This window comes from Clostridioides sp. ZZV14-6009, from assembly GCF_020658095.1.
Classification (GTDB): Bacteria; Bacillota; Clostridia; order Peptostreptococcales; family Peptostreptococcaceae; genus Clostridioides.
The window spans coordinates 87,026-106,630 of record NZ_JAGWDG010000008.1 but is presented as its reverse complement, the minus strand read 5'-3'; the positions used below and the strand labels follow the sequence as shown (position 1 = coordinate 106,630).

Genomic DNA, 19,605 nt, shown 5'->3' with positions numbered 1-19,605 from the left:
TCTATTAATTTAGATGACTTTTTTGTATTTATGTATTACTATTTAGGTAAAGGTTAATTTAAACAAATGAGGGGGATACACAATGAAATTACCAAAAAAATTATTATCACTAGGGTTAGTTATAACAATGTTAATAGTTAGTTTTCCAAAACAATCTTATGCACTTAATTCAGTAGATGAGATTGAAGTATCTACAATATACGAAACAGCAGGACTTATAGCAGATAAGCAAAGTTATGATACTGCGATACTAGTTAATTTAAGTGATTCCATAGCAGATGGGTTAAGTGCTAGTGGATTATCAGGAACATTAAATGCACCAATGCTTTTATCTGAAAATAGTAGCATACCAAATGAGACAATGAAGAGATTAAGCAAAGTGAAAACAGTCTATTTGATAGGTGGGATAAAATCAATAAGTAAATCTGTAGAGAATACATTAATGTCAAAAGGATTCAATGTAAAGAGAATTGATGGGAACGATAGAATAAAAACTAGTTATAATGTTGCAAAAGAAATAAATTCTAAACAAAAAATTAATACTGTTATGTTAACAAATGCATATAAAGGAGAGCCAGATGCAATAAGTATAGCTTCTGTAGCAGCAAGAGATAAAGCAGCAATAATATTAACAGATGGAAAAAGTGTGCCATTTTCAACTAATGAAGTAAAATCATATGCAATTGGAGGCACAACTACAATGAATGATACATTAGTTAAAAATACAAACTCAACAAGATTGGGAGGCTCTGACAGATTTGATACAAATAAAAAAATAATAAATCAATTTTATAATGGGATAAAAGAATTTTATATAGCTGGTTCTAGAAACTTAACTAATGCACTTTTAGCATCTTCTTTAAAGAGTCCAGTTGTTTTAGTTGATAATAATAGTAATAAGTCAATATTAAAAAATGCCACTAAAATTACAACAGTTGGAGACATAACAGAGGAGTTACTAGAAGAATGTTTGAATGTCACTAATGGGATAGGAGATTCTAATACTGGAGTAATTAAAAAAACTAGACTTGAAGAAGCTAAAGAATTAGCTAAAGATTGGTATAATTGTTATGAAGTAGGGGATATAAACAATATACCATATGATGGAGTATACTTAGTTGATGATAATTATAAAAATGGAAGTAATTATTATTATGTTTTTAGTTATGTGTCTGCTGGACAGGAGTATTCTGAGCGTCTATGTATAAATAAAAATGACATATCAGATTATAAACTTTTATATGAAGATTTACGTATGGAAAAAGTGGTTTCATTCAAAAATGCTGAGGATTTAGTTAGAGACTTATTTATGAAAGAACATGGATTTTTACCAAATCATATAGAAGCTCAAAATATGGAAGATGATATGTATATATATGTTCGCCCATTTAATACATATGTAGATATGAATGGTATAGAGCATAATGCAGGTGGATATACACCATATTTAGTCAATATTTATACAGGAGAAATATCAAAATATACATATACTGAATAAAGCAATTAATCAACTACTTTAATAGGTAGTTGATTTTATTTTAAATAATAAATTTATTATAGTAAGGTTTAATCACTTAAGACATATATAGCTGTTATAATTAAAGTATATGTTGAAAGGTAGATGGTGAGGATGTTTAAGGAGATATTTGAAAAAGTATTTATGTCAGAAGAACTTAGTAGAACTGCAAAAGAAGTCAATACTATTGTAAAAGATACTAAAGTACAAGTAAAAGGTGGCTTTGGTGAACTGAGATTAGATTTTATACTTAGTAAATTAAATAAAGATTACATAATAATTAAAGATATCATTATACCAGGCTCAAATAAAACTACACAAATTGATAGTATTGTAATTTCTATATATGGAATATTTGTTATAGAATGCAAAAATTTTAGTGGCTATATTTATGGAAATGATAAAGATAAAGTATGGACTCAAATTGTAGGAAAAACTAAAAATACATTCTATAATCCAGTAAGGCAAAACTATGCTCATATTAAAGCAATAGAAAATGTAATAGGAGATAAATATAATATATATTCAATAATTGTTTTTTCAGACAAAGCTACTTTAAAAAATGTAACTATAAATGGCAATAATGTTATAGTCAGAAATGAAAATGAAATATTAAGTACAATAAGTGAATATAAGACTATAACTATTGATAAAGAGGAAATAAAAATTATCAGAGATAAAATTTTTGATTGTATGAAAACTACTAATCAAAATACTAGAGAGCATGTTAGAAATTTAAGAAATATTACTGAAGAGAATAAATGCCCTAGATGTCAAATTGGACATTTGATTAAAAGAAAAGGTCAGTATGGTGAATTTTGGGGATGTAGTCAGTATCCAAAATGTAAATACACTAGAAAATAAAAAATGACCTCTTAAATTCGATTTTAAGGCTTTGTAAAAATTAATGCTTATAATTAATCCTATTTAGAAATTTGATTGCTTAAAATAGAAAATATAAAAAAATAATAAAACGCTAGTATAAGGCATAGAATTATGTATTCTATGTCTTATTTCTTTATAATTAAGTAATTTCAATAATTATATAAATAAAAAAATTAAAAAAGTCAGTTGAAAGTCAGCCAAAATGACTATTTTTTGCTTCCTCTATATGTTATAATAAATATATGAATTTTGATAGGAGGGTAACTATGAACGCTTTTATAAGAAAAAGAAATAAAAACTATGTAGTGTACTTAGAATTTAGAGATGATGAATCAGGAAAAAGAAAACAAAAGAATATGGGAGCTTTTGATAAAAAGAGAGATGCTAATAAAAGATTGGCTGAAGTCAAAGACAGTATATATAAAGATAGTTTTCTTGTTCCAAATGAAATCACTCTAGCTGGATTCCTATTAGACTTCCTTGAAAAATATAAAGATAATATTTCGGCATCTACATATAAAAGCTATATTGCTATTTGTAAGAATCATATTAATCCTTCTATTGGAAAATATCGTCTTCAAGAGTTGAGAAATATTCATATACAAAATTATATAGATGATTTAGCTGGTAACTTAAATCCTCAAACTATTAAAGTACATATAAATGTATTGAGACTTGCTATAAAGAGAGCATATAGAATTAAGTTAATAAAAGAAAATATTATAGATGGTATAGAAAGTCCAAGAGTTAAAAAATTTAAGAATGAAATTTATGATAAAGAACAGATGCTAAAATTATTAGAATTGGCCAAGAATACGAACATGGAATTACCTATCAGTCTGGCTACAGGTCTAGGCTTGAGACTTTCAGAAGTTCTAGGATTAACTTGGGATAATATTGATTTTGATGAGAATACAATAACTATAAGTAAGATAACAAGCAGATTAGATGGCTCTGTTACACTTAAAGAGCCTAAGACAGAGAGTTCAATTAGAAAAATATTTGCACCAGTAGAGCTTATGAATTTATTGAAAGGTTATAGGTTGGAACAGAATAAAAAATTATTAAGAAGTATTATTAGAAATGAATACAATTTATTGTTCTTCGATAGAAAAGGAAATCCAATTGCTGAAGATGTAATGAGTAAGAAATTTAGAAAATTCTTAGAGAATAATGATTTACCTCATATTAGATTTCATGACTTAAGACATTCACATGTTACTTTACTTATAAATTCTAAAGTACCTATAAAAGTTATATCTGAAAGGGTAGGACATTCAAATATTAATACTACTCTTAATGTATATTCTCATGTACTTAAAGAGATGGATAAAGAAGCCTCTGATAGAATATCTGAAAATTTATTTAAAGTTAATTAATAATATACTATAAAGGAGGTGATTTTTTGAGTAGTAGATTACTTACAAATAAAGCAAAAGAAGATTTATCAATTTCAGAAATTAAAAAACTTTGTGTAATATCAGGTAATATTGAAGCAGAGATTGAATCTAATGACAAAACCCCATCATGGGATGGAGTACTATTTTTATACAAAAAAATTGAACTTGATGAAGATGTACTTCCTAATAATAAAAAAGAAAATTTATTAAAAAAAATAAATATACAACTTAAAGCAATTCAGGTAAAGAAATTTAGTGGCAAAAAAATAAAATTTTCAATGGATGTTAGTGATTTAAGAAATTATTATAATAATGAAGGAGTCATATTATTTGTTGTTGAGATTATAGATGTATATAAAATAAAAGTATATTATAGAAATTTATTACCTTTAGATTTAAAGGATATGCTAAATGAAATAGATAGAGAAAATATAAAAAGAAAGAAAAAGAAAAATTCCAATAATCAATTAACTAAAAGTGTTGAATTGTATGAACTATTACATGGGGAAAATACTTTTGAAAAGATAGTTGATTCGTTTTATAGAAATATAAATAAACAAACTAAAAATTTGGTAGATAAACAAATAAGATTAAATAAGAAAGCAAAAAAAATTTCGATTGACATTGGACATATAAACAATGAATATGATTTATTTGATAGAAGACCTTATGCTTATCAAGTAGAAACATTAAAAAATAGCAATACAGATATCGTAGTACCATGTATAGATAATCTAAAATTTGAAGAATTAAATAGTACAGATATAGTTGATATAATCATTAATAATAAAATTTATTCTAATAATAAATATACCTTAATTTTTAATAAAAATGGCTATAAAATAATTATAAATGAAGTACTTTATCTTTATTTGAAGGATGAAAAGTTTGAATTAAGTGACCCTACAGGAACAATAGATAGTTACTTAGAAGCTCTTAAAATGTTACTAGATATAATAAAATCTAAGAATGTAACCATGAAAATAGGTGGAACTTCTATTAAAGCAAAAATACATAATTTTGATTTAAAAGAGAAACAAATAACTAAAAGGATTTCCTTATTTACTAATCTAAAAAAATTATTTGAAATTCTTAAATTAAAACAAGAAGATTTTCTATTAGAAGTAATACCTAATGAAGACTATGATACTTTGGAAGAACTTATAAATATATTTGTCAAAAAGAAAAAAAATCTTAAACTAAATGGAGATAATTATTTAATATTTGTGAAGATAGATATAGGTAATAAAAAAATACTATTATATAAGTTAACATCAGGAGATAATGTAAACTTCTTTAATGTTTTTGATAATGAATGTAAAATTTTTATTGAACAAAAAAAAATAAATATGAAATATAGTCCATATGTTTTATTAAGAAGCGAAGATATGGAGTGTGTTAATTTTGACATGGACAAGGCTAACATTGATATTAAAAACTATGAAAAGACAATAGAATATATGAATTGTGTGATATTCTATATTTTAGAATTAATTAGATATTATGATAAAACACACAATGAAAAATGCTTAACTAAAGCATTAGAATTATTAGACTGGATAGGAGATACAGAACCATTCGACATAAATAAAATTAATAAACTTCAAATAATGAAAAGACTTAGAGATTTAAATATTGATGAAATCATTGAATTGGTGAACATAAAAAATAAAAATCCAGAAGATATTACAATTCAGTGTGCTGTAAATATATTACTTGAAAAGTTTGAAGAAGCTGAAGATAATATGAAGAATTTGAAGGAGGATATTTTAGAAGAATTTAAATCATATCCAATATATAATTTGATGAAAGTTTAATATTTTAACAATTGAAGGTATAAACATAAAAGGGGGGGGGTTTACAAAGCCTTAGAATGGCATATAGAGCGTCGGATTTCAGAAGATATTAGGATTATAACTTTATAAAAAATAAGTTATAATCCTAGCCAATATCTACTATCTTAATCTTTATACTAAGATTTTTTATTTGCAAAATATGATGCTATAAATAATATGATAGAAAGAAGAAATCCTAATAATACAATACCAGATATAATATTATTCTGCATCTTATTTATGTTTAAAATTGATAAGACTACATTTGAAAGCAACATGACTATATTAGCAGCTAAAAAAGTAGTTCCTTTTTTATTTGTATAACATATAATGTTCATTATACATATAATATACAAAACGATGCTTGTAATCAAGTATTATCAGCTCCTAATTTATATTTTATAAGACAAATGCTAGTAATGCTTTAGTAACCCACCATGCAACATCATTACTCATTCCAAGACTTTTACAACCTTTATATAATCCATCTTCAACTGTACCAGTGAATGTATTTAAAACACTAAGTATTCTACCATAAGCTGCATATCCTCCTATAGCAACTTTAACTTTTGTAGGAATTTTAGTCCAAGCAATTCTTAATATTTTTACAGCCCAACTTAACTTTCCTCTTGTAGTAGGTGTAGATTCTGCTTCTAATTTTACTTCTTTAATAGCATTGATATAATCTGCTTTCTCTTGTTCAGTAAAACCAAAATAAGCCGCAATTTCATCAATATCTTTTAGTTTTTGTTCGTCTAATATGTATGATTCTATTCCTGTTTGATGAGAGTTACTATCAGCAAAAGAAACCGATGGTAATAATGTAGTAAATAGAGTTGTACCAATTAGAGAAGTAGCTATGATTTTTTTGCATTTTTTGTTCATATATCAAACCTCCAAAGTATTTTAATTAGGTACCTATCTCAATTCTACTCTGATAGTATAGAATGTGCAAGAAATCATTCATTAATAATTCTTAAGCATTCATAAAGAAAAGTTAATTATTTATGAATATTTCTTAATTATATATATGAATATATAAGTATAAAGCTTAGAATAGCATATAGAGTGTCGTTTTTATAGCCTCACTCAAGTAATCTTATAATAAAATGAACGAGGTTATAAAAAGAATTGTTAAAGTATATTATTTGTTGAATCAAGTTGTTAAAATTTAGAGTCTAAATTTTTATCAACTTCAAAAGTTATACTATTTGTTTAAAAAGTCATTTAATTGGAGCGAAAATATTATTATAAGATTCTACAAGTGGCTCTAGTATATCTTTAACATTATCATATTCAAAATAACTATCAACTTTCTTTAAATCCTCACATAAAACATCAAGAATTATATTTATACTTTCATAAATAGTTATTAAAATTTGTTCAAAATTATCTGACTCATCTATATTAAGACAAACTACAGTATTTCTTAGTTTTACTAAATCAGTAAGTACTATTTGAATTCTTTTATCAACATCAATTATATTACAATAAGTAGTTATTAAGTTTGTAATTTCTTCTTTTTTTATTAAAACTTCGTATAATGATAGGGTGTTGTTATATGATTTTCTCATTTCAGTACCATCATTTAGTTTATTTTTAGATAAATCTTCGTGTATTAATAATCTATTTTCATTTATAAGTATTGATTTAAGTAGTAATTCAATAGAGTTATGTAAAAATATAATAGTCAGCTCTAAGTTCGTATTATCTTTCTTATGTTTATTGCCAGTAGTGTAGTCATAAAAATATTCTTTCACTAATTTAAGCGAATCAATTGCATTATCTATCATTTTTAATTTCATGCTGATTTTTCCTTTCTTTAATAGTATATTTATTTTCTATACTTATTATATTTATATATTTCCAATATTTATGATATAATAAACATAGTAAGGAATATATATTTGAAAATCTAAGAGTGGTATTTCCATAAAATCACCTTAACTTTCTTTTAGAGAGGAGGTGAAAACTTATGGTGAATCTAATGATGAATGTTATAGCAGGTTTAATAGCTTGTTGGATTTATGATAGATTAAAAAACCACTCAAAGTCGGCAGCTAAGAGTGGTTGGGAACTTAATATAAAGTTCCAGAAAAATAAATCTTCAAAATAATTTGTTGAAGGAAACATCACTCAAAGTTAAGTAAAATATATTTCCTTGCTTTTATTATACCACAAATTGAAAATATTAAAACAAAATTTCATGTAAATAATTTTAATCTATAACTTTTCTATTTTCAAAAAAACTAGCTAAGAGTTGAAATATAACAAATCCAACTGTTGAACCTAAAGCATTTATAGGTACTGATGTTATATTAGTAAAATTATTTAAAGCTGATATACCTAGCATTACAATAGAAACTATAGCTAAATAAGAAATAACTAAAAAAATTGGTATTGATATACTCATATTAATCTCTAATTCAGGCAATTTCATAATATCATTCCTTTCAACATTCTTATATTTAACCTTATTATACCATTAAATATAAGAAATCATAATGTACAAAATAACTTATTTTTAATTATATACTATGAAAGAGAGTACTTTTAATAGGTTCTATGTCTTATATATACTATTCCTTAAAAATCTATTTAAAGAGTAATTAAAATTCTAGTTTTAATATAATTTCTTTAATCAACTCTAACATACAAAAATAAGACTCTTTTCGATATTAACTGAAGAGTCTTATTTTATAATTGATTATATTTTAGTTAACTTTTGTGTATCAAAACTATACTCATATACTTCTAATGTTTCAGAATTTACAATTAGAGTTCCTACTGTTTTAATGCTATCTTCTTTATCAGTATAAGTATCAGAACCATCAGTGCTAGATTCATTTTGTTTAACATTTTTAACACTGATTATTTCAAACTCATAGTGTGGAAAATCTATATTTTCAGCTTTTTTATATCTTGAGTTACCATAATTATATGTATAACAATATTCATGTGCTTTTGAACCTTTTGCTTTATATATAGCATCTAAAGCTTTTGAGATGTCACTTCTTTCAGTATTACCAATTAGCATATAATCTGGAGTTAGGCATTGGTCTAAAATTTCATTTTTTATAGTACCTATTATTATTGGGAAATTAGCACTAGTAACTAATGATTTGTCATTAGTTTCATTTACTAAAAATACAGGATATTCTTTGTGTATTGTAGAAGATAATAGTGCAGCTATTAAATTATCAGAACTTACAATACATATTTGATTTGGATGTTTTAATTCATCTTTATAAAAATGCTTAATTATTTTTTCATTAGTGTCAAGTCTGTCAACACCACCAATTCTAGTTGCTTTCGTACTGTTCACTAAAGAGTCGTTTATTGATGCTGTTCCTCCAATAGCATATGTTTTTACCCCATCTGTTTTAAATGGTATATTCTTTCCATTTGTTAATATAACTGGATTTTTATATTTAGCAGCAACTGGAGATATACTTATAGAATCAGCTTCTCCTTGGTAAGCATTTGTAAGATATACTTCGTCAACCTTTTTTAGATTACTTATCTCTTTTGCAACATTATAACTTGTGTCTATTCTGTCTTTTCCTTCTATCCTAATAACCTTTATTTTTTTGTTTTTTAGTATGTTTTCTACATTTTTACTTATAGAATTAACTCCACCTATTAAATAGATTTTTTTAAATTTATCTAATCTTTTAAGAGTAGAATTTGGTATAGAATTTTGTTTAGTAAGTAATATTGGCGAGTTAGAAGCCCCAGCTAAACCACTAGCACTTAACCCATCTGCAAGACTTTTATCTGTGTTTATAATTATTGCTTGAGTATATTTTCTTCTGTCTGCTATTAAACCTGCTGTTTCATACTTATTTGCTCCTTGTATTCTATGAGCTGGAAGTCTAAATTTTAGTTCTTGAGCTGAAACTAATAATGTACTAGACATGACAATAGAAGATATTATAGCTAAGGTTAATACTTTTCTTTTGAATTTCATATTGTAAAATCCTCCCATCCTTTTATACTATAAATGGTAGTGTATATTGTTTTAGTTGTCAACTCTCTCCACATACTTTGTTATATTATAATTTATAAGTTGATATTTTGTAAAAATAAGGATATTATTTAAGTAGAATATAATTACTATTTTTACAGTGAGGTTGTGATTTGAGTAGGTATTCCCATCAAACAAAATATTTTGAAATAGCAGTTAAGTTGAAAAAAGTTAACACATTTTTGTTTTGGGTATTTTTTATTTTATCAATAATATTCACCTTTCAAAATAATAATAATTTAATAACTTGTTTTAGTATTATCTCTCTTATAATACTAAACATACTTGATATCTCTAATAGACAAAAAAATAAAGCCCTCTAAAGAAAACTCAATTAAGAGTAATCCCTAGAGGGCTTATTATCTATCTCTTTTTCTTACCTTTTTTACGGCCTTTACATGCCATTATATCACTTCCTTTCAATTTACATAAACTTATCATATTCCTCAGCTAATTTATTTTTATTTTCTATTGTGTAGTGATTTATAGTTACATCAACCCCACTGTGGCCAAGCAACTTTGATACTGTAGTTATTGGTACACCTCTATCTTTTAAAATATTAGACATACTATGTCTAAGGTCATGATTATATCCACCATCTATATCAATTAACTTAAAAGCCTTTTTAACCCATGAACTTAAGACATTTGAATTAACTTGATTATATTTACCTCCATATTTTGTAAAGAATATATATGGGTAATCTATGTCATGTTGAGATAAATAATCTTTCCATTTGATTAATAATTGTTGTACTTTTTCTGAAAATCTAAAATCTCTTGAGACACCACCTTTGGCTGTAATACCATGAATCCATCTGTTATCTAAATCTGTATTGTCCCATCTGAACTGACTTATCTCATTGCTTCTACCCATTGTTGCCAATCCTAAATTTATGTAGACTTCTAATTGTAGGCTATCCTGTTCTGAAAGTTTTTCTTTTAATTTAACTAGTTGATCCTCAGTTAAAAATGTTCTTTTCTGAACTTCCTCACCTGTTCCTGGTCTTTCTATCATTTCACACCAATTGTCAGTAATTTTTCTTTTTTTCTTTAAAAAAGATAGTAATGATGAAATGGAACTTATTCTACGTCTGATTCTTTTTTCATTATTCCCTTGCTCCATACAATAACCTATATAAGCTTCTATCTCTTCTTCACTTATATCAGTTAGTAATGCATCAAAACATTCTATATTTAAAAACTTAAAAAATTGCATTACATCACATTCATAGTTATATATTGTTTTTTCACTTTTCCCAGCTATTTGTTTTGCTCTTTTATATTGCTTCCATAATTTAATATTCTCTGGATTTGGTTCTCCAGTTATACTTATTCTCTTACTACGTTGTTTTGCCAAATATATCACTTCCTTATAAAAAAGACTAGAGAAATTAATCCCTAGTCTCTAATTTATCTTTAATTTTTGTTATATCTGTTTCGACCCTTTCAAGCCTACTATTATTAGTATTAAGAGCTTCAGCAAACTTATCTAATTTATCGTCAAATTTGTCTATCGTACTTCCAAATAAAACTCTTTGCTCTCTAATCTCTCTTGAAAAATATGCTCTTTCTTTTTTTCTATCATCTTGCTCTAGCTGTCTATTTTTTTCTAAATATTTTCCAAGCCATAACATCAGTACCATTAAAAGTATGGCTGTATATCCATATTGACTCAGTAGTTCAATCATTTCTTTTGATAACATCTACTTTTCCTTTCTATTTTGTACTTGTATTTGGTTTATTCCTATAGATGCTCCCCAGCACAAAATACCTTCAAAGACAGCTTCTATTGATAGCTCTTTCATAAATAAACAACTGCTTATCATTGCTATAACTAATAATATGAAAGGTATGTATTTATTTTTAATATTAGATTCTTTTATAAAAGTTCCTAATATGTAAAGTCCACCTATTAGCATTATTAAATTTTCAGGTATAAATTGCATTATATCCATATGACTTCCTCCTATCCAAGAATCTCATTTAATTCTTTTACTTTAGTTTTTAGTTGTTCTAGTTTTATATCATTATTTTCTACCTTCATTGAACTTATCTTGTTGCATATATTTATTATGTTTTGACCATAATTCACATCTGGACACCATTTGCCTGATAAACTTTCTACTGTTTTAGCTTCTCCATGTAAATATGGAAAGTGCCTAGGGTCTAATGTAGTCCCATTGACTTTATATTCAGTTTTACCAACTAATTCACTATATTTCGGATATTCTTTAGCTCCAGCATATAGTGCTAGATGGTCAATAAATGCTGATACTCCATCCTCCCAACAATTAAATCTTGTATGGGCTGTTGCGTCTAAATCTCCTCCACCTTTATTTCCTTTAAGTCCACATACATTGCAATAGGAAGGATTTAGAACTCTACCAAAATTAAAATATCCAGTTTCTACAAATGCTTGAGCAATTGCAATAACTGGATTCACACCTTTTTTCTCTGCTTCTTTATATATAATTGGTACTATAGCTCTGCATAAATAATGTGGTGGATTAGAGTTATTTTTTAATGTATCTAAATATGCAAAGACTTGCTCTAGTGTTGCTGTTGATTTATCTAATATATTCAATTTATACCTCCTACTTACCTATAAAATTCAATACTTTATGAAGTGTAGCCCATCTATCATCACCTTGTAATTTAGTAAATCTCTCACTAGTTTTGATTTTGCTGGATGCTCCACCTATTACATATAGATTTTCACAATGTCCAGGAATATAATTTTTCAACTCGCACACATAGACTTCATTAGCTTTATAATTCATGGCCATTAATTGGGCTATAACTTTATCTACTTCCCCATCATAAACTATTGCGTATTTCACTTTGTCCTCTTGTGGTTTACTAACTACAGACTTATTAAATATTCCTTCAAAAATATCTATGGCCATATCTTTGGCATTGTAATTTTTAGTGTCAGATGTATCTACAAAGCAACACTCAACTAAAATTGACTTTGACTTTGTTCTTCTTAAAAATGCTAGAGTTTTCCTTTCTTTAACTCCTCTATTTTTAAAGTCCTTATCACCTTTTGTACGATAAGTTTCAGTTATTTTTTTACATATTCTTGAAGCTATTTCAACTGTTTCTTTGTCATTAAGATTATATACTAAAACTTCTACTCCTCTACCTCCACCTGAGTTAAAATGTATACTTACATTTAAATCAGTATTATATGAATTACATTTAGTTATAATTTTATTCAATATGTCACTTTGAGAAGTTCCATTATTACATGTAGTATCATAAACTTTACATTCTTTTTGAGCTAAATGTATTAACTCTTTTAGTACATTTCTTGCTTCTGTAGATTCTTTTATATTTCCTACTGCTCCAGAACCTGTCTTGCCATCTGGATTATGTCCTGCATGGACTGTTAATGTTTTTATATTCAAAATTACCACTCCTTTTAAATAAATAATAAAAAGAGCCTATAAAACAAGGCTCTTATTCACTCGATTTCCAATTAAAATTATGATTCTTATACATTATATTTGGAAACATAAATATGCTGTAAATTGAATTCTCATTTTCTTTTTTAGATTTAAAAGTTATTTTAAAGTTTTCTCCAAAATGCCTGTAAGATAATATTACTCTTATCAATCATTATTCTATCTCCAAAATTTAGCATAGTTGACTCATCATTTTTTACAGTTGACCATCCTATGAGTTCATAACTACCTGCATTTAAATTTCCTGTATTAGATAACGTAACTGTACTTGCACCTGTTAAATATGAATATTGGTCAATTGGTGGGTGACCACTTACACCTGTTCCAGCTGGAAAATTTGAACCATATGCAATCCTATATTTTCCCCACATACCATATAATGTTATATCTTCTTTACCTATAACAATATTTTCTTCTACATCAGATTTTAATATAGGAATTTGAGCTTTTTCTATATTAGAAGTCCAACCTAAAAATTTGTCTTTATCTTCCTCTCCACCTAGTGGATTATTTTCACTATTTTTTAATACAGTAACTATATCACCTTCAACATATCTATTTACATCAACAGGTACTTCACCTGTTCTATTTAAAGGATATTCTTCTGGTGGGAAATTGGCACTATAAGTAACATATCTATATTTTTTCCAAACTGCATATAAATGTAAGCCATCTGATTGTACATGCTCATTTTCTATAGTAGCGTTTTCAATTACATCTCCACTTTCAGTTAATGACCAACCACAAAACTTATAATTATATTCTTTGTTATTTTCATCATAATTGTTTAATGGTAAAAGAGTAATTATATCCCCTAAAATATATTTATTACTATCAATAGGTATGGTTGGAATAGGAATGCCTTGAAAATCACTAGGAATATTCAGCTCATATATAACATTTATACATTTATACCAGATAGCATACAAAGTGATGTCATCTGTAGCTATGCATCTTTCAATCACATCTCCATTTTCAGCTAATGACCAACCTTTAAATCGATATTCATTTAAATCTGTATTACTTGGTAAATCTAATCTTGCTTCTGTATTAGCTAATACTGTCATGTCATCTGGTACTGTAACATCTTCGTTTGAATATCCTTCTGGCAAATTAATATTATAATTTATTGTGTATCTCTTACTATTTTCTAATAATTGTATTAATATGTTTAAATCTTCCTTACTCGCTTTCTTACTAAGTTCTAAGTTAATATTATCCTGCTCATTATTTAATTTATTAATATTTTTTACTATATCCTCATTTAACAATTTATCACCTTCTTTTTTATTTAGAGAGCTACATTAGTAACTCTCTATTTTGAACATAAAAAAAGAACTCTTACAGTTCTATGATAATGAAATCTCTAGTGCTTCACACATTTTTCTTACCTCTTCTCTATATTTCATAGGTACTTGGTTAATTGTTTTTAAACCTCTCTCTATTAATCCTACATAAATTGCTGCCATACTACTTCCTCCTTCAAATTTTATATTTTTTAATGACATGGTAGATGCTTGTTGACTGCCTAATACCATTTCGCATATCTCCGCAGTTGCTAACATTAAATCTGTAATGTCATTATCTTGCGTTTTTTGACTTGTATTTAAATTATTTAAAGCCTTTTTTTGTTTGAGCTTTTCAATTTTTTCTTCATTTAAATTTAGCATTTAATCACCTCTTAAAGTGTAGACTCATCTATAGAAAATATCATAGATGGTCTTTTTATTGCAGTCCAATCATCACCTTTTTCAACTATAATTTTAGGTTCTGCTTGTGTCATTCCTTTTTCTTCTAACTCATAAATTTCTTGATACCCTGTGTCAACTTTTTTCATTTCTAATAAATTCATATCTTTATGCATACCTGCGTTATTTGTTTTGATTTGAACCTTCAATTGATTTATAAGTTGATAAATTATATCTCCTATATTTACGCTATCTTCTAACGCTCTATCTAATGTTATTACAAGCTTACCATCAGCACTATTTGTTAAAGAATTTATGTTATACTTTTTATTCTTAATAAATAGATTAGCACCTTCTGAAACATTTATAGAGTTATTCTCTTTATTAATTGTTGCTCCTAAATACAGATTATCTCCAAACAGAGTATTAGCTTTAAAATATACATTATTTATGCCAAGATTTAGTTTTTCAAGTGGAATAGTGAACAGCACAAAATTATTGATAAATTCATCCTTTGAATGTATTAACTCATTGTTTAAATACATTTCAATTTTATCAATTTCATTATTTGAATCATTAACTTTTAACTTGATACCAGATATAGTCTTTTCAGCTAATTCTATGGATGGTTTTGTTGTAGGTGCTTGGTAAGTCATAAATAAAGTTTCATCTCTTCCAGCATCTAACCAAAGTAAGTCATTGTTAAATTCTTCTGGTATTTGAACTTTATTAAATATATATGGATTATTAGAGTTCATATTATAACAATCTCTTATCTTACCACATATCCAGAGTGATTTATCTAACTTTCTAAAAGATATATAATCTCCACCTATCTCTACATCTTCTACATCTACATCTAGTTTAGTAAATGTTTTTATTATTGTATTTGCAGAAGCTTCACCTAATCCAAAGTTACCAAATCTATTTAATCCTTGACCCCACACAGAGTTATCATTTAGTAATACTAAAGTAAATTTATCATCACACATTACTTTTTTTACATTGGATATATTTACTCTTTGTAATTCACTCACTTCATCGTTATGACCTAGCCCCAGCTGGTAATCGGAATTTAATCCTGCTGAATATAGAGTGCCATCATTTTTTAGAAAATATGAAAATCCAGCACCACATGAAGCTTGTCTTATATCTGCAAAGTCTAGTTTAGTGAAGCTTGTCAATAAAGTTGTTGTTCTTGGATTTAATAACTGACCATATGTATTATCACCACATCCAAATAACTCTCCGGAAGTGTTTACAATTAATGAATGAGTCTTTGACATCCAAAATTCTTTTATATTATCTTGTAATTCTATTCTGTCATTATCTATATCATAATTTTCTTTATATACAGAGCCTAGAACGCTTTTATAATTTATATCGCTTCGTGATGGTATTATATATTTGTTATTTATCAGATTAAAATTATTGTTTAATGTATAATTATTCAAAGTGTCAAATCTATAAAGGTAATGTCCTTCTATTTTGGTAAATATATTTCTATTAGCATTATCACCTAAACCTAACTCTCCATAGCCATTATAACCACACCCCCAGATACACCCATCATTCTTAATTATAGATACATGAGAAGTCCCACATGCAATATCTTTTACATTATCTATATTAACTTTAGTAAATACATTCCTATTAGTAGTATCACCTAATCCTAATTGACCCTCAATATTGTAACCACAAGACCATACACTTCCATCATTTTTAATTATAAATACATGATTATTTCCACAAAATATTTCTTTTACATTATCAATATCAACTTTTGTAAATGTATTTTTATTAACAGTATCTCCTAACCCTAATTGCCCGTATGTATTATAACCAGTTGAGTAAACTGTATTATCATTTTTTAATATAAATGTAGTTGTTCCACCACATGCAATATCTTTCACATTATCAATATTAACCTTTGTAAATACATTTCTATCAGTTACATCACCTAAACCTAACTGTCCATAATAATTATAACCACATGACCATATTGTATTATCATTCTTGATTATGTATGTGTGAAGTCCACCACATATAATATTTTTTACATTGTCTATATTAACTTTAGTAAATACATTTCTTTGATTTGTATCACCTAATCCTAATTGACCATAAGTATTACAACCACAAGTCCAAATAGTATTATCATATCTTATTATGAATGTGTAATCATATCCACATATGACTTTTTTTATATTATCAATATTAACCTTAGTAAATATATTTCTATTAGTTACATCACCTAAACCTAACTGTCCATAATTATTCAGACCACATGACCATATTGTATTATCATTTTTAATTATAAATGTATGATGTGTACCACATATAATTTCTTTTATATTATCAATATTAACTCTTGTAAGTGTATTTCTTTGTGTAGTATCACCTAATCCTAATTGACCATAAGTATTACAACCACATACCCATAATACATTGTTATTTTTTAATATATAAGAGCATCTTCCTGTTTTTATTTTATAATTATTTTTATATTCTGGTAAACTATTTTTAAGTTCAGTAGGCATTTCAGTAAATATATTTTTACTAGTTTTATCACCTAAACCTAATTGTCCATCTCCATTTAGTCCAGTACCCCATACAGTCCTATTATTTTTTAATAAAAATGTATTATAAAATCCATATATTATTTTTTTTACATTATCAATATTAACCTTTGTAAATACATTTCTATCAGTAGTATCACCTAAACCTAACTGTCCATAATAATTATAACCTGTAGCCCATACAGTATTGTCATTTTTTAATATAACCGTATGATGATATCCACATATGATATCTTTTACATTATCAATATCAACTTTAGTAAACACATTTCTTTGATTTGTATCACCTAAACCTAATTGCCCGTATGTGTTATCACCCACTGCCCATAAAGTTCCATCATTTTTTAATATAATTGAGAAACAATAACTATTTTTGATGTATTTTACATTATCTATATTTAATTTAGTGAATGAAGTTTTAGGAGTATTATTGCCTAACCCCAATTGATAACATGTATTACTTCCACAAACAAATATATCTCCATTATTTTTTATCGCTACTGTATTATCATATCCACATATCACGTCTTTCACATTATCAATATCAACTTTTGTAAATAAAAGTTTATCATTAGTATCACCTAAACCTAGTTGCCCACTACTATTCATCCCACATGAATATATTGCCCCATCATTTTTTAATATAAAAGAGTATGCTAGTCCACAACTAATTTTTTTCACGTTATTTATATCAACTTTTGTAAATACATTTCTTTGAGTTGTATTACCTAAACCTAATTGACCTCGATTAGTATTGCCTGTACCCCAAACTGTTCCATCATTCTTTAGTATAAAAACATGATTATTACCACATGCAATATCCTTTATATTATCAATGTCTATTTTAGTGAAAGTAGTAATATCATTATAGTTACCTAATCCTAATTGTCCATAGGCATTGTCTCCCGAACAATATAAGGCTCCATCTTTTTTTAATATAAAAACAGAGCTTCCATTACTTACTATTTTTTCATTTTTATTTATTATTAAATATTCACCATTTCCTTTTAATAAATATGTATCTCCATTTAAATTCATGCTTTTGCTAAATCCTATATAATCGTTATTTTTATATTTTGTAAAAGTTGTAAAATTATCTGTATTATTTATAAAGTGTTGGCATCCTAATTGCCCAAAATTATTAGAACCAGCAAATAATAATTTATTATCTTCTCTTATTATAAAAGTATGAGTATTACCACAATATAAGCTCTTTACGTTATCTACATCAACTTTAGTAAATATTTTTTTATCAACTTTATCTCCTAATCCTAATTGTCCAAAATAGTTATAACCAGTAGATAAAACTGAACCATCAGTTTTTATTATGAATGTATTTTGATATGAACATATGACATCTCTAACATTATCAATATTAACCTTTACTAACCCATTTCTATTAGTGTTATCTCCTAATCCTAATTGTCCTTTATTATTTTCTCCTACACACCATAAAGTATTATCGTTTTTTAATATGAATGTATTTGTCCCACCACAAGCAATATTTTTAACATTATCAACATCAACCTTAGTAAATACATTTCTATTAACCTTATCATTTAAACCTAGTTGTCCATAATTATTCAGCCCACATGCCCAAATTGTAGCATCATTTTTTATTATGAAAACATGTGCGGAACTACAATATATATTTTTTACATTATCTATATTAACCTTTGTAAACAATTCTCTATCAGTAGTGTCTCCTAACCCTAACTGCCCACTAGAATTGATACCACATGAATATACAGTTCCATCTTCTTTTAATATAAATGTATGAGTACTTCCACATTTTACATCTTTAACATTGTCTATATCAACTTTCGTGAATACAGTTTTATTAACTTTATCACCTAATCCTAACTGACCCTTACCATTATAACCACACGAATATAATGTACCATCATTTTTTAATATAAATGAATGACTAGAATAAGAAGAAACCTTTTTTACATTATCAATATCTAATCTTGTAAATAGTTTTACATAGTCGTTATGCCCCAATCCTAACTGTCCACTAGAATTTATTCCACATACATATATAGTTCTGTCATTCTTTATACCAAAAGTATAACCACTACTTGGACTTGCTACCAATTCTACAAAATCATAATTATCAAAATCTTTGTCAAACTCATTAAAATATATGTCTGTATCTAAATATCTTCCACGTTGTAAGATTTTATTTTCCTTCATTAAATCATT

At 26.5% G+C, this 19,605-nt stretch carries 18 protein-coding genes; 6 read left to right on the top strand and 12 right to left on the bottom strand.

The features are described from left to right. Nucleotides 1-82: 82 nt before the first annotated feature. The 5 genes from KGF36_RS20355 (at nt 83) to KGF36_RS11990 (ending at nt 5,960) form a co-directional block, all read left to right on the top strand. Nucleotides 83-1,498 carry a cell wall-binding repeat-containing protein gene (locus KGF36_RS20355; protein ID WP_285892265.1) on the top strand — a complete coding sequence of 472 codons (1,416 nt, stop codon included), beginning with the start codon at nt 83-85 and terminating at the stop codon, nt 1,496-1,498. Between the two features lie 132 nt (nt 1,499-1,630). Continuing rightward, the gene (locus KGF36_RS12005; protein WP_227854762.1) at nt 1,631-2,380 is read left to right on the top strand and encodes an NERD domain-containing protein; all 750 of its coding nucleotides are present in this window, start codon (nt 1,631-1,633) and stop codon (nt 2,378-2,380) included. A gap of 287 nt (nt 2,381-2,667) precedes the next feature. After that, complete coding sequence (locus KGF36_RS12000; protein WP_227854761.1) at nt 2,668-3,780, top strand: tyrosine-type recombinase/integrase; 1,113 nt, start codon at nt 2,668-2,670, stop codon at nt 3,778-3,780. 26 nt (nt 3,781-3,806) lie between these two features. After that, nucleotides 3,807-5,618 carry a hypothetical protein gene (locus KGF36_RS11995; protein ID WP_227828954.1) on the top strand — a complete coding sequence of 604 codons (1,812 nt, stop codon included), beginning with the start codon at nt 3,807-3,809 and terminating at the stop codon, nt 5,616-5,618. Nucleotides 5,619-5,813: 195 nt separating this feature from the next. Then, a complete protein-coding gene (locus tag KGF36_RS11990) occupies nt 5,814-5,960 on the top strand; it encodes a hypothetical protein (protein ID WP_155522588.1) in 147 nt (48 codons plus the stop codon). 75 nt (nt 5,961-6,035) lie between these two features. On the opposite strand, the gene KGF36_RS11985 is transcribed toward KGF36_RS11990, so the two are convergent. Continuing rightward, nucleotides 6,036-6,521, bottom strand: coding sequence for a hypothetical protein (locus tag KGF36_RS11985; protein ID WP_227828955.1), 486 nt, complete (start codon nt 6,519-6,521; stop codon nt 6,036-6,038). Nucleotides 6,522-6,859: 338 nt separating this feature from the next. Further along, nucleotides 6,860-7,441, bottom strand: coding sequence for a hypothetical protein (locus tag KGF36_RS11980; protein WP_227828956.1), 582 nt, complete (start codon nt 7,439-7,441; stop codon nt 6,860-6,862). Nucleotides 7,442-7,611: 170 nt separating this feature from the next. Here KGF36_RS11980 and KGF36_RS11975 point away from each other — a divergent pair, with 170 nt between their 5' ends. Further along, the gene (locus KGF36_RS11975; protein WP_021383152.1) at nt 7,612-7,752 is read left to right on the top strand and encodes a hypothetical protein; all 141 of its coding nucleotides are present in this window, start codon (nt 7,612-7,614) and stop codon (nt 7,750-7,752) included. Nucleotides 7,753-7,854: 102 nt separating this feature from the next. On the opposite strand, the gene KGF36_RS11970 is transcribed toward KGF36_RS11975, so the two are convergent. The 10 genes from KGF36_RS11970 to KGF36_RS11925 all read right to left on the bottom strand — a co-directional run bounded on the left by KGF36_RS11970 (nt 7,855) and on the right by KGF36_RS11925 (nt 19,596). Further along, the gene (locus tag KGF36_RS11970; protein WP_227828957.1) at nt 7,855-8,076 is read right to left on the bottom strand and encodes a hypothetical protein; all 222 of its coding nucleotides are present in this window, start codon (nt 8,074-8,076) and stop codon (nt 7,855-7,857) included. A gap of 267 nt (nt 8,077-8,343) precedes the next feature. Further along, a complete protein-coding gene (locus KGF36_RS11965) occupies nt 8,344-9,606 on the bottom strand; it encodes a cell wall-binding repeat-containing protein (protein ID WP_227828958.1) in 1,263 nt (420 codons plus the stop codon). A 481-nt stretch (nt 9,607-10,087) separates the two neighbouring features. Beyond that, the gene (locus tag KGF36_RS11960; RefSeq protein WP_227854760.1) at nt 10,088-11,032 is read right to left on the bottom strand and encodes a tyrosine-type recombinase/integrase; all 945 of its coding nucleotides are present in this window, start codon (nt 11,030-11,032) and stop codon (nt 10,088-10,090) included. Between the two features lie 25 nt (nt 11,033-11,057). Next, a complete protein-coding gene (locus KGF36_RS11955) occupies nt 11,058-11,369 on the bottom strand; it encodes a hypothetical protein (RefSeq protein ID WP_227838739.1) in 312 nt (103 codons plus the stop codon). Continuing rightward, nucleotides 11,370-11,621 (bottom strand): phage holin family protein, encoded by a 252-nt coding sequence (locus tag KGF36_RS11950; protein WP_009895116.1) that lies wholly within the window; start codon nt 11,619-11,621, stop codon nt 11,370-11,372. 11 nt (nt 11,622-11,632) lie between these two features. Continuing rightward, the gene (locus tag KGF36_RS11945; protein WP_227854759.1) at nt 11,633-12,250 is read right to left on the bottom strand and encodes a glucosaminidase domain-containing protein; all 618 of its coding nucleotides are present in this window, start codon (nt 12,248-12,250) and stop codon (nt 11,633-11,635) included. A 10-nt stretch (nt 12,251-12,260) separates the two neighbouring features. Next, complete coding sequence (locus tag KGF36_RS11940) at nt 12,261-13,085, bottom strand: N-acetylmuramoyl-L-alanine amidase (protein WP_227854758.1); 825 nt, start codon at nt 13,083-13,085, stop codon at nt 12,261-12,263. Nucleotides 13,086-13,237: 152 nt separating this feature from the next. Beyond that, a complete protein-coding gene (locus KGF36_RS11935) occupies nt 13,238-14,404 on the bottom strand; it encodes an InlB B-repeat-containing protein (protein ID WP_227854757.1) in 1,167 nt (388 codons plus the stop codon). A gap of 78 nt (nt 14,405-14,482) precedes the next feature. Further along, nucleotides 14,483-14,803, bottom strand: coding sequence for a CD1375 family protein (locus tag KGF36_RS11930; RefSeq protein WP_227828964.1), 321 nt, complete (start codon nt 14,801-14,803; stop codon nt 14,483-14,485). An 11-nt stretch (nt 14,804-14,814) separates the two neighbouring features. Next, a complete protein-coding gene (locus KGF36_RS11925; protein ID WP_227828965.1) occupies nt 14,815-19,596 on the bottom strand; it encodes a hypothetical protein in 4,782 nt (1,593 codons plus the stop codon). Between the last annotated feature and the right edge of the window lie 9 nt (nt 19,597-19,605).